We start from the raw sequence: 12,095 nt of genomic DNA, 5'->3' as shown, positions 1-12,095 counted from the left end.
CCCGCGAGATGGTCATCGACGCTCTTGACGCTAGGGGCGGGCGACACCGAACGCTGCCGGGCCCTTACCACCTGGCTGCACACCTACAATCACCACCGCGGCCACACCGCACTCGGCGGGCAACTAGGAGCGTGGGTCAGTAACACACCGATCGGGGTGCACGGCTGATTGCCGGGTACACGCGATGATGGGGTGTGCCTGATGATCTCGATGATGGTGGGTTGTTCGCGGTAGATGCCGCGCAGCGGGTAGATACGCATTCTGCGGCGCCGAAACCGCCGGTGGACAAAACCTTCCGGGTGTTTGACCCGGATCAGGGGTTGTTGTTGCCGCCGTCGCTGGATGACTGGTTGCCGGCCGAGCACCTGGCCCGGTTCGTCGCCGAGTTGGTTGACGAGCACCTGGACTTGTCGCGTATCCAAGCGGTCTACACCGAGGGCCGCGGAGGGCCACCCTATGATCCGCGGCTGATGGTGCGTGTCCTGCTCTATGGCTACACCACCGGGGTCCGCTCGTCACGGCGGCTGGAAGCGGCCTGCGTTGATGTGGTCGCGTTTCGGTGGTTGGCCGCCGGTGTTGCACCGGATTATCGGGCGATCGCCCGGTTCCGCAAACGGCACCTGTCGGCGCTGGGGCATCTGTTCGTCCAAGCGTTGGCGTTGTGTCAGGCCGCCGGCATGGTCAGCTTGGGACAGGTCGCGCTGGATGGCACCAAGGTGCGGGCCAATGCCTCCAGACGCAAAGCGATGAGCTATGCGCGGATGAGCGACAAGGAAAAGGTCCTCGCCGACGAGGTCTCGGCGCTGTTGGCCGACGCCGAGCGCATCGATAAGGCCGAGGATAAGAAATTCGGCAAGAACCGCCGCGGCGACGAGCTGCCCGAAGAGCTGGCCCGCCGCGAAACCCGGCTGGAAAAGATCCGCCAAGCCAAGGCTGCCTTGGAAGACGAGGCCCGCGCCCGGGCTCGTGAGCAGGCCGAGGCCACCGCCCGAGGCCGCGGCGATGATGCCGAGACCGTCGCGGCCAAGGGCGAGGCCGCGGCCCATGAGGTAGTCCCGAAACCGAAGGCACAGCGCAACTTCACTGATCCGGATTCGAAGATCATGCTCACCAGTGACGGCGCCTTCCACCAGTGCTACAACGCCCAGGCCGTCGTTGACGCCGACCATCAGGTGATCGTGGCTACCGAGGTCAACACCGGCGCCGCCGATGTGGGCAACCTGATCCCGATGACCGAGAAGACCGTGGCCAACACCGGACAGGCTCCGGGCCAGATGCTCGCTGATGCCGGCTACTGCTCAGCTGACAACCTCGATGCCGCCGCGCGGTTCACCGACACGTGTGGCACCGAGTTCTATGTGGCCACCGGACGCCTCCGTCGCGAGGATCCACCGCCGGTGACCCCGCGTGGCCGGATCCCCAGCACGGCCACCGGCAAGCAACGCATGGCTCGCAAACTGACGACGAAGAAAGGCCAGGCGGCCTATGCCCGCCGCAAGGCGATCGTCGAACCGGTCTTCGGCCAGATGTACACCCTGCAAAACGCCAAACACCTACTGCTGCGCGGACTCGAGCAGGCCCGCGGTGAATGGCTGTTACTCGCTGCCTGCCACAACCTGCGAAAACTCCACGGCCACATCGGCGTGATCGGACTGGCCGGCCTGGCAACCAGCTGACCCTCCCGGGCCTTCACGACGCTTGCTTGGTTGAGTGTGCATCCACGACGTTGAAGTGCGCTCACGGCGACGAAATGCCGAAATCCCCACCCTGACCGCACAATGAAACCGACCATGCCGCGCAGCACCGGTGGACCCGCCGAGCCATTTACCGACCCAGGCTCCTAGTCAAACCGCTGCGCAACCGCGATCCTGAAACGCTCGTAGTGTTCGGCGCTACCGATGTCTACATCCCGGTCGAGCAGGCCGAACGCCAGCGCCGCGTGTTTCCGCGTGCCCGAGTTGAGATCTTGCCCGGTGTCGGTCACTGGGCGTGGCTCGAGCAGCCCGAGCGGGTTGCCGGGTTCGTCATCCCGTTCTTGCGTGAGCGGGTAGGCATGACGACTCAGAAAACTAACTAACACAAGGAGATTCAGATGAGCGCCACCCTGGAGGCCACCCGTGAGCAGATCGCGGCACTGGCCGCGCGGCCGGCAGACGAGCCGGTGCTGATGGTCAACCTGCTGAAGTTTAAGACCTACGGTGGCCTGGAGTCCTACCTTCGGTACGCACAGGAGGTCACACCGCACCTGCAACGTGTCGGCGCGACCGTCCGGTACGCGGGAACCGCGCCCGGCGTCGTCATCGGTGATGGCGAACAACCTTGGTGGGACGCGATTCTCGTCGTCGAGTACCCCAGGCCGCAAGCGTTCCTCGACATGGTGACCACCCCGGAGTACGCCAAAGTGCACGAGCATCGCGCCGCCGGGCTGGAGCGCGGCGACCTGATCGCGACGTCCGCATGGTCGCTCGCAGCGGACGCACCATAATGCGATCAGCCCAGGATGGGCCAGCGGCGCTCGCGGCCTAGGCGATCCAGCGCGCTCTGCATCACGGAGCGCACATGGGCGTCGACTTCATGCTCGTCGGCGTCCGTGCCGAACCGCGCGACGATATCTATCGGCTCCAGCACCTGATAGACAATCTTGGCTGGTAACGGCAGATTGGCCGGAAACAAGACCGTCAAGCCGAAGGGTATACCGATAGTCACCGGAAGAATCTCTATCCGGATTCGCTTGAATCCTAACCGCTTTGCCAGCCAATTGCCGCGGGTGACGAAAAGCTGGGTTTCCTGACCACCGATGGACACCGCGGGCACGATGGGCACGCCGGCTTCCATTGCGGTCCTTACGTATCCGGTGCGGCCACCGAAGTCGATGACGTTCTGACTCACCGTCGGCCGGAATGCGTCGTAGTCGCCGCCGGGAAAAGCCAGCACTACCGCGCCGGAGCGCAACACTTCCTCAGCGTTTTGCCGGCTGGCATGAATAACGCCAAGGCGGCCCAGCGCGGCGCGAAACGGTGTGAAGAACACGCCATAGTGGGCAACGGTGTACAGCGGGCGGTCGTAGCCGAACTTGCCGTACAGGGCTGGGGCCAGGACGTTCCAATCGGGCGTCAGCACGCCGCCGGAATGGTTGGACACCAACAAGGCGCCCCCGGTCGATGGGAAGGTTTCCAAGCCACGCACCTCGGGCCGGAACCATCGGTTGATCACGGGCGCCACCGCGTTGATCAGAAGCTCCGTGAAAGTGGGATCCCACTTGGCCATCTCGGGAGGGGGCGATTCGTTGTTAGCCACTACTACCACTGCCGTTGTGTTCGAGTGCTGTCATGCTCGCACAGCAGTAGGTGTCTCAACAGAGCCACACTTCCCCGCTTATGGGGACCAAAGACCTCGGTACTCATGGCCGAGGACCAATGGCGGCCATGGTGGGTCGAAAGACCCGTTTGAATAACGCCGGGCATCGATAACGTGGTTGCGGTGGTGCGTGGTCAGGGAGGTGCAGCGATGACGGTATTGATGACCGGGTTTCCCGGCTTTCTCGGCAGCGCGTTACTGCCGGGCATCCTCAAACGCGTTGACAGTTCTGCAATCTGTTTGGTGCAGCCCAAGTTCGCCACGCTCGCAGAGCGACGCGTGGCCGAGCTGAGTGCCGCCGATCCCTTCCTGGAGGGCCGGATCCAGCTGGTCGAGGGTGACATCACTCAACCTGGTCTCGGACTTGCTGCAGACGCCCTCATCGGGGTCACCGAGGCGTGGCACCTCGCCGCTGCGTATGACCTGGCAGTGACCCGTGACGTGGCGGTTCGTGTCAACGTCGACGGCACCCGGAACGTCCTGGACGCACTTGAGCGTTGTCCCAAGTTGACGCGCCTGCACTACTTCAGTACCTGCTATGTCAGCGGCCGTTATGCCGGTCCGTTCGGCGAGAACGACCTCGAAGTCGGCGCACCGTTCAACAACTATTACGAGGAGACCAAGAACCTCGCCGAGGCGGATGTCCGCCGGCACATGTCTGCGGGCATGCCGGCCACGGTCTATCGCCCCGCAATTGTCGTTGGGGACAGTCGTACCGGTGAAACGCAGAAGTTCGACGGCCCCTACTTCGTCATGCAGTGGCTGTTGCGACAGCCCAGGCGCGCGATCCTGCCAGTGGTTGGTGACCCGACGGCGACGCGCGTGAACGTGGTCCCGCGCGACTTCGTCGTTGATGCTGTCGAGTACTTGAGCGGCCTCCCCGCCTCTGAGGGCCGAACCTATCAACTGGCGGATCCACGCGCGCTCACTGTCGATGAGATGGCGGAGACCCTCGCCGAGGCAACTGGCCGGGGACTCATCAGGATTCGGTTGCCGCGGAAGCTGGCCAAGGCGTCCCTGGCGCACGTTCCGGGGCTCTACCGCTTGATGCGGATCCCTCCCGAAGCGGTCGACTACTTCGCGCATCCGACCATTTACTTGACCGAACATTGCCGTGCTGACCTGGCCGGCAGCGGTATCGAGCCACCCCCGTTCCGCAGCTACGTCGATCGGCTCGTTGAGTACATGCGCAGTCATCCCGAAGTCGGCTCGGCGGCGATGTTCTAAGAGCGCTTCGCGTCGCGCACCGTTCGCGGTCTAATGGACGGATGGAACTCATGGCGCCCACCGACTCGGTATTTCTGCTCGCGGAATCTCGTGAGCATCCGATGCACGTGGGTGGCCTGACGCTGTTCGAGCCGCCGGAGGGCGCCGGTCCGGGGTTTGTCCGAGAGTTCACCGACGCCATGGTTGCCAACGACGAATTCCAGCCGACATTCCGTAAGCGCCCCGCGACGATCATGGGCGGGATCGCCCCTTTGGCATGGGCCTACGACGACGAGATCGACGCCGACTACCACATTCGGCGCTCGGCGCTGGCGTCGCCGGGGCGGGTCCGCGAGCTGCTGGAGCTGGCCTCGAGGCTGCATACCAGCCTGCTGGATCGGCACCGCCCCCTGTGGGAGCTATACGTGGTGGAGGGGCTGAGCGACGGCCGGTTCGCCATGTACAGCAAAATGCATCACGCGCTGATCGACGGTATTTCGGCGATGAAGCTGATGCAGCGCACGCTGTCGGTCGACCCGAGCGACTCCGAGGTGCGGGCGATGTGGAGCCTGCCTCGGCGACCGCGTCCCAAGTCGGGGGGTTCGTCCCCGTTGGGTTCGCTGGTCAATTCGGCGAGATCCGTTGCGGGACTTGCCCCATCGACGGTGAAGCTGGCCCGCGCGGCCCTGCTTGAGCAGCAGTTGACCCTGCCGATGGCGGCTCCGCACACGATGTTCAACGTCAAGATCGGGGGCGCGCGCCGGTGCGCCGCTCAGTCCTGGTCGGCGGATCGCGTGTTGAAGGTCAAGAAGGCCGCCGGGGTGACCTTCAACGACGCCGTCTTGGCCATGTGCTCGGGGGCGCTGCGCTACTACCTGATCGAGCAGAATGCGCTGCCGGACGCACCGCTGATCGCGATGATCCCGGTCAGCCTGCGCTCAAAGGAGGAAGCCGATAGCGGCGGCAACCTGGTCGGCAGCATCTTGTGCAGCCTCGCCACCGACGTCGAGGACCCGGCAAAGCGGATCGAAGCGATCAGCGCCTCGATGCGCGGCAACAAGAAAGTCTTCGCCGAACTGCCGCGAATGCAGGTGCTGGCGTTATCGGCACTGAACATGGCACCGCTGACGCTGGCGGGTGTGCCCGGTTTCATCGCGTCGACGCCGCCGCCGTTCAACCTCGTCATCTCGAATGTCCCGGGACTTGCCGAGCCGATGTACTACGGTGGCGCCCGGCTGGACGGCAGCTACCCGCTGTCGGCGCTGCCGGAGGGGCAGGCGCTGAACATCACTCTGGTGAACAACGCCGGCAATCTCGATTTCGGTCTGGTCGGATGCCGTCGCAGCGTGCCGCACCTGCAGCGACTGCTCGCGCATCTGGAGTCGTCGCTCAACGATCTGGAAGCCGCGGTTGGGGTTTAGGGCCGGTGCCCAAGCTCAGCGCAGGCCTGCTTTTATATCGAGTCAGCGACGGCATAGACGGGATCGTGGAAGTCCTCATCGCACATCCCGGTGGGCCGTTTTGGGCCCGCAAGGACGACGGGGCCTGGTCGATCCCGAAAGGCGAGTACACCGAGGGCGAAGATCCCTGGGGTGCCGCGCAACGCGAGTTCGCTGAGGAGATCGGGCTGCCGGTGCCGGGTGGGCCGCGAATCGACTTTGGCGCACTGAAGCAACCTAGCGGCAAGGTGGTCACCGCCTTCGCTGTGCGGGGTGACCTCGACATCACCGAGGCGCGGAGCAACACCTTCGAGCTGGAGTGGCCGAAGGGATCGGGCAGGATGCGCGAGTTCCCCGAGGTCGATCGGATCGGCTGGTTTCCGGTGGCGCAGGCACGCACCAAGCTGCTCAAGGGACAGCGGGCGTTTCTCGATCTGTTGATGGCGCACCCCACGGTGGCGGGATTAACCGAAGGAACGTAAGGGCCGCAGCGCGTCAGCGCATCAGGCCGCCTCCTCGGCCGCGCGGGCACAATGTGAGCATGACGACGAGCACGGCCACCGAGCAGGCCGAATCGCAAGCGTTGTTGCTGCAGCTGCTGGACCCGGCCAACCGGGCTGACCCGTACCCGCTCTACGCGAAATTCCGGGAACGCGGACCAATTCAGCTGCCGGGGGTCAACCTCACCGTCTTTTCCACGTCTCGCGACTGCGATGAGGTGCTGCGGCATCCCTCGTCATCAAGTAACCGGTGGAACTCGACGATCGCGCAGCGACAGCTCGCGTCGGGGGCATGGTCGAAACCGTTGGTGCCGCCGGGATTTCTGTTTCTCGATCCGCCCGATCACACACGGCTGCGCAAGCTGGTCAGTAAGGCTTTCGCGCCCAAAGTGGTCAACGCGCTGCAACCCGACATCACCGCAATGGTCGAGCAATTGCTGGATCAGATCGCGGAGCGCGGCCGCTTCGATGTGATCGCCGACCTCGCGTATCCGCTGCCGGTGGCGGTCATCTGCCGGCTGCTGGGCGTGCCGCTGAAGGACGAGCCGATGTTCAGCCGGGCATCCGGCTTGCTCGCGCAGGCGCTGGATCCGTTCGTCACGATCACCGGCGCGCCCGCGGAGAAGTTCGGGGAGCGTATGCAGGCCGTCCGGTGGCTGCGCGGATACTTTCACGAATTGATCGAGCGGCGCCGGTCGGATCCCGGTGACGACTTGCTGTCGGGTCTGATCGCGGTGGAGGAGTCCGGCGATCAGCTGATGGAGGAGGAGATCGTCTCGACGTGCAATCTGCTGCTGATTGCCGGACACGAGACCACGGTGAACCTGATCGCCAACGCCATCCTGGTGATGTTGCGCCACCCGGAGCAGTGGGCCGCGCTGGGTGCAGACGCCGGCCGCGCGTCGGCGGTCATCGAGGAGACCCTGCGCTATGACCCGCCGGTGCAGTTGGCGGGCCGAAATGCCCTTGAGGACATGGCTATTGGGGACACGACAGTGATCAAGGGCGACACCATGATGGTGCTACTGGCCGCGGCGCAACGGGACCCCGCCGAGTACGACCGGCCCGATACCTTCGACCCCGATCGGGGAACGTTGCGGCACTTAGGCTTTGGTCGCGGCGCGCATTATTGCCTGGGCGCCCCGCTGGCGAGGCTGGAAGCCAGTGTGGCGCTGTCGGCCGTCACGGCACGCTTCCCGGACGCCGGGCTGGACAGCGAGCCGCAGTACAAGACGAACGTCACGCTGCGCGGGTTGTCTGCGCTGTCCGTCACTGTCTAGGTGGTTAGCTGCCCGCGAGCAGGAAATCCGCGCAGCGTTCGCCGATCATGATCGAGGGCGCGTTGGTGTTGGCGCGGGGAATCTGCGGTAGCGCGGAGGCGTCGGCGACCCGGAGGTTCTCCACGCCCCGGACGCGGAGCTTCCCGTCGAGAGGGCTGTCGGAATGACTGCCCATCGCGACACTGCAGGCCGGATGAGCCGTCGTGATGGCGGTGTCCCTGATGTGCGCCTCGAGGTCCGAGCCGGGACCCGGAGAAATTTCGCGCTCGACAGTGGATGCGATCGGTTCGGTTGCGATGATCTCGCGGCTGAGCTGCATCGCGCGAACCAGCGCATCGACGTCCGCACGCTCGGTCAGCAGGTTCATCCGGATGGCCGGGGGCGTCGCGGGATCCGATGAGCGCACCATGACGCTGCCGCGACTCTTCGGCGTCCAGTAAGACTGCATCACCGATGCCGTGGGTTTGAGCGCCGCCCCCGTAGTGCCGGCCAGGACATCGATGGGTGCGAAGACGATCTGAAAGTCGCACGCAGGTAGTCCAGCCGTCGACCGGACATGGGCCAGCGCCTCCATGATGTTGCTGGTGAGCTTGCCGCGGCGGCCAAGCAGCCACTGCAACAACCATTTTGGGTTCGCGGCATCGGCCAGGCCGACGTGGCCGGGCGTCAGAGCCCAGGTGGCGAAGGTCGCCGGGTGATCGGTCAGTCCGTCGCCAACGCGGGGGCTGTCGACGAGCGCGGTGATCCCAACGCTACGGAGGTGATCGGCCGGACCGACACCCGACAACTGAAGCAGCTGCGGGGTGCCGAAGGCGCCGGCGCTCACCACGACCTCCTGGTCGGCGAAAGCCTGTTGCTGACGTCCCCGGCGCCGGTACTCGACACCGACAGCGCGACCATTGCGGATGATGACCCGACGGACCTCGGCCTTGGTGATGACGGTCAGATTCTTCTGCCGGTGAAGGTAGCCGCGCGCCGTGGTCCAGCGTTGGCCGTTGTGGATTGTGACGGGGGCGATTGCAACGCCGTCAAGTTCGGGTCCACTGACGTCGTCGTTGGACGCGATGCCCGCGGCACGCGCCGCGGCGACGAAGCGCTGAGAAAGTTCGTCCGGATATGCCACCCGGGTCACCCGCATCGGGCCTTGTTCGATCCGCGCGAACACCGGCGCCACGTCATCCCAGCTCCAGCCGGGCAGCCGCCAGCCGTCATAGTCGAGATTGCTGCCCTTGACCCAGACCATCCCGTTCATCGCGCTGGTGCCGCCAAGCACGCGGCCACGCGGTTGTCCGATCCGCCGATTGGCGCAGCCGGGCTCCGGCTCGCTTTCATACGCCCAGTCCAGCGAGGTCCCGAACTGGCGGCCAAACGCCAGCGGTGCCCGCACCTCCAGCCGCCGATCCGAACCGCCGGCCTCGATTAGCAGCACCCTCGACGACGACTGCGTCGCCAACCGCCCCGCGACCGCGCAACCGGCAGAGCCGGCACCGACCACGATGAAGTCAAATGCCGCCAAACTGGAGGCTCTCCTCGGTGCTGTCGCCGTTAATGGCGGCAGCTTTCGCCGTGGTCAGCAAGATCGAAACCGGTGTCGGTGTGGCCATTTCGATCATGCCTTCGGCGTCGTAATACACACCGATCGTGTACTCACCTTCGCTCTCGATCTCGAATGGGATCTGTTGAGTGAAGCACCGGTACTTGGATGGTTTGTTGTCATCATCTGGCCAGTGCCACGCCGCCTGAACGCTGCCGCGCCGCACTCCGGCCGGATCTTTGCACACGATATAGAGCTGCGGGTCATAGTCTCCACCAGCTCGCGCATGCACGACGAGTACGACTGGGACCTCTGCCGATAAGGGGACTTCGTCGATCTCGTAGCAGGTCGTCGGTATGCGCGTGGCACTGAGCGCGCCGTCGTCGTCGAGGGTGGCGGAACCGGCCACCAGCAGTGCGGCTACGTGAAGCATCACGACAGCTTAGCCGTGTCTTACAGCCGGACCACCTTGTGTTACGGAAAATTCGTCTTGTCTCAGACAAGGCCGGGCACGATGTCGCCGAGGCTGAAGGTGAGCGGTTGTTCGACTTGATCGTAGGTACATGAGAGTGGGTCGCGGTCGGGGCGCCACCGGTTGAATTGGGCGGTGTGGCGAAAGCGTCGACCTTCCATGTGGTCGTAGCGGACCTCGACCACTCGCTCCGGCCGCATCGGCACGAACGAAAGGTCCTTGCCTGCATTCCAGCGGGAGAATTCGTTCTTGCGTGGTGTGCGCTCGCCGGCTTCGTGGGCGGCCCAATTCCACGGATGATCGTCGAAATCCGTAACGAGCGGCTGCAACTCGGTGAACAGCCGTCGTCGTTCGGCCATCGGGAAAGCGCCGATCACGCCCACTGATGCGAGTTGTCCGTCTTCTTGGTAGAGCCCGAGCAGCAGCGAGCCGATCGCCTCCCCGCCGGACTTGTGCACTCGGTAACCGGCGACTACGCAGTCGGCGGTTCGTTCGTGCTTGATTTTGAACATGACGCGCTTGTCCGGTTGATAGGTGATCGTCAGCGGCTTGGCGATGACGCCATCGAGACCGGCCCCCTCGAACTCCTCGAACCATCGCTGCGCGGTCGCCCGATCGGTGGTTGCCGGCGTGACGTGGATCGACGCGGCCGAACCGGCCGCCGAAACAGCTAGAGCCTCGACGAGGGCGGCGCGCCGCTCGCTGAACGGTCGCCGGGTGTAGTCGTCGTCGCCGAGGGCAAGCAAGTCGAACGCAATGAAGCAAGCGGGTGTCTTCTGGGCGAGCATCCGCACCCGCGAGTCGGCCGGATGGATGCGCTGTTGCAGCGCCTCGAAGTCCAAGCCGTGGTCGGTGGCGATGACAATCTCACCGTCGATCACGCACCGTTCCGGCAGCTCTGCGGTGACCGCCGCGACCAGCTCGGGAAAGTAGCGGGTCATCGGACGCTCGTTGCGGCTACCCAGTTCGACTTGATCGCCGTCGCGAAAGCAGATGGACCTGAAGCCGTCCCATTTCGGCTCATACGAGGCATCTGGCGGGATCGCCTTGACCGATTTGGCGAGCATCGGCGAGACCGGCGGCATGACGGGTAAGTCCATAGGCCCATTCTGGCGTCCGGCGTGCTGCAATCGAGATATGGCCGCGGCAGCAGAAGAAATCGACGTCGCCGGCATCGCGGTGCGCGTCACCAACCCCGACAAGGTGTATTTCCCCACGCTCGGAGCGCAAGGCACCAAGCGGCGGCTCGTCGAGTACTACCGCGCCTTGGCAGTCGAAGCCGCCGGTCCGATGCTGGCCGCGCTGCGCGACCGGCCCACCCATCTGCAGCGGTTCCCCGACGGCATCGACGGCGAAGAGATCTACCAAAAGCGGGTACCGCAACATCATCCCGACTATCTGGAGACCTGCCGGGTGACGTTCCCGTCGGGCCGGACCGCCGACGCGCTGAAGGTGACCCATCCGGCGGCCATCGTGTGGGCGGCGCAGATGGGCACGGTGACGCTGCACCCGTGGCAGGTGCGCTGCCCCGACACCGAACACCCCGACGAGCTGCGCATCGACTTGGATCCCCAGCCCGGGACCGGCTTTGCCGAAGCGCGCGCGGTTGCCGTCGATGTGTTGCGATCGCTGCTCGACGAACTCGGACTGGTCGGATACCCAAAGACGTCGGGGGGACGCGGTATCCACGTTTTCCTGCGGATCGCCACCGACTGGGACTTCATCCAGGTCCGCCGGGCGGGCATTGCCCTGGCCCGCGAGGTGGAGCGGCGCGCTCCGGACGAGTTGACCACATCGTGGTGGAAGGAAGAACGGGGCGCGCGGATCTTCATCGACTTCAACCAGAACGCCCGCGACCGCACCATGGCGTCGCCGTATTCGGTGCGGCGCACCCCGATCGCGACCGTCTCGACGCCGCTGACCTGGGACGAACTGGCCACCGCCGATCCGGACGACTACACCATGGCGACCGTGCCAGACCTGGTGCGGCGCCGCGAGGACCCGTGGGTCGCAATGGATGACGAGGCCCAGTCGATTGCACTGCTGCTGGAGATGGCTGAGGCCGACGAACAGCGCGGGCTCGGCGACATGCCCTATCCGCCGAACTACCCGAAGATGCCGGGGGAGCCCAAACGGGTGCAGCCGAGCCGAAATAGGGATTTGAACAGTAAGAACAGGCGGAAGTAGCCAAACTTGCCACTAGCATGGCAGCTACTCGCCCGATAACCTTGGCATCATGTCTGGCTCTGCGGACTCCCTCGAATCGCTGCGCACCAGCTTCAACCGATCCCTGCGTGTCGAGGGCAA

At 64.9% G+C, this 12,095-nt stretch carries 12 protein-coding genes; 8 read left to right on the top strand and 4 right to left on the bottom strand.

Translation table 11 applies throughout. From position 1 onward, the window contains the following. Positions 1 to 281 precede the first annotated feature (281 nt). The 3 genes from ACLP9N_RS16720 (at position 282) to ACLP9N_RS16710 (ending at position 2,485) form a co-directional block, all read left to right on the top strand. The gene (locus ACLP9N_RS16720; protein WP_442408469.1) at positions 282 to 1,676 is read left to right on the top strand and encodes an IS1182 family transposase; all 1,395 of its coding nucleotides are present in this window, start codon (positions 282 to 284) and stop codon (positions 1,674 to 1,676) included. A gap of 146 nt (positions 1,677 to 1,822) precedes the next feature. Beyond that, positions 1,823 to 2,077, top strand: a complete 255-nt coding sequence (locus ACLP9N_RS16715) for an alpha/beta fold hydrolase (RefSeq protein WP_442408468.1) — start codon at positions 1,823 to 1,825, stop codon at positions 2,075 to 2,077. Between the two features lie 15 nt (positions 2,078 to 2,092). Beyond that, positions 2,093 to 2,485 (top strand): DUF1330 domain-containing protein, encoded by a 393-nt coding sequence (locus ACLP9N_RS16710; protein ID WP_442408466.1) that lies wholly within the window; start codon positions 2,093 to 2,095, stop codon positions 2,483 to 2,485. Between the two features lie 5 nt (positions 2,486 to 2,490). Here the strand turns inward: ACLP9N_RS16710 and ACLP9N_RS16705 are convergent, their stop codons facing one another. Beyond that, positions 2,491 to 3,267, bottom strand: a complete 777-nt coding sequence (locus ACLP9N_RS16705) for a lysophospholipid acyltransferase family protein (RefSeq protein WP_442408467.1) — start codon at positions 3,265 to 3,267, stop codon at positions 2,491 to 2,493. Between the two features lie 240 nt (positions 3,268 to 3,507). Here ACLP9N_RS16705 and ACLP9N_RS16700 point away from each other — a divergent pair, with 240 nt between their 5' ends. Genes ACLP9N_RS16700 through ACLP9N_RS16685 form a run of 4 tightly spaced genes read left to right on the top strand, consistent with a single transcriptional unit; the run spans position 3,508 to position 7,782 of the window. Beyond that, positions 3,508 to 4,584, top strand: a complete 1,077-nt coding sequence (locus ACLP9N_RS16700) for an SDR family oxidoreductase (protein WP_442408465.1) — start codon at positions 3,508 to 3,510, stop codon at positions 4,582 to 4,584. Positions 4,585 to 4,625: 41 nt separating this feature from the next. Further along, complete coding sequence (locus tag ACLP9N_RS16695; protein ID WP_442408464.1) at positions 4,626 to 5,984, top strand: WS/DGAT/MGAT family O-acyltransferase; 1,359 nt, start codon at positions 4,626 to 4,628, stop codon at positions 5,982 to 5,984. 5 nt (positions 5,985 to 5,989) lie between these two features. Beyond that, positions 5,990 to 6,484 carry an NUDIX domain-containing protein gene (locus tag ACLP9N_RS16690; RefSeq protein WP_442408463.1) on the top strand — a complete coding sequence of 165 codons (495 nt, stop codon included), beginning with the start codon at positions 5,990 to 5,992 and terminating at the stop codon, positions 6,482 to 6,484. 59 nt (positions 6,485 to 6,543) lie between these two features. Next, positions 6,544 to 7,782: a cytochrome P450 gene (locus tag ACLP9N_RS16685; RefSeq protein ID WP_442408462.1), complete on the top strand. Its 1,239-nt coding sequence runs from the start codon at positions 6,544 to 6,546 to the stop codon at positions 7,780 to 7,782. Between the two features lie 4 nt (positions 7,783 to 7,786). On the opposite strand, the gene ACLP9N_RS16680 is transcribed toward ACLP9N_RS16685, so the two are convergent. The 3 genes from ACLP9N_RS16680 to ACLP9N_RS16670 form a co-directional block, all read right to left on the bottom strand. After that, positions 7,787 to 9,298 (bottom strand): GMC family oxidoreductase, encoded by a 1,512-nt coding sequence (locus tag ACLP9N_RS16680; protein WP_442408461.1) that lies wholly within the window; start codon positions 9,296 to 9,298, stop codon positions 7,787 to 7,789. Continuing rightward, entirely contained in the window at positions 9,285 to 9,725 is a 441-nt protein-coding gene (locus tag ACLP9N_RS16675) for a hypothetical protein (RefSeq protein ID WP_442408460.1), read from the bottom strand. The genes ACLP9N_RS16680 and ACLP9N_RS16675 overlap by 14 nt, the downstream gene beginning before the upstream one ends. A gap of 86 nt (positions 9,726 to 9,811) precedes the next feature. Continuing rightward, positions 9,812 to 10,888: an ATP-dependent DNA ligase gene (locus ACLP9N_RS16670; protein ID WP_442408459.1), complete on the bottom strand. Its 1,077-nt coding sequence runs from the start codon at positions 10,886 to 10,888 to the stop codon at positions 9,812 to 9,814. A 37-nt stretch (positions 10,889 to 10,925) separates the two neighbouring features. On the opposite strand from ACLP9N_RS16670, the gene ligD reads away from it, so the two are divergent. Next, positions 10,926 to 11,975, top strand: coding sequence for a non-homologous end-joining DNA ligase (gene ligD, locus ACLP9N_RS16665; RefSeq protein WP_442408458.1), 1,050 nt, complete (start codon positions 10,926 to 10,928; stop codon positions 11,973 to 11,975). Positions 11,976 to 12,095 lie beyond the last annotated feature (120 nt).

Source organism: Mycobacterium sp. (assembly GCF_052144515.1).
Taxonomy (GTDB): Bacteria; Actinomycetota; Actinomycetes; order Mycobacteriales; family Mycobacteriaceae; genus Mycobacterium.
The sequence above is the reverse complement of the archived record's forward strand: the minus strand, read 5'-3'. Positions and strand labels throughout refer to the sequence as shown.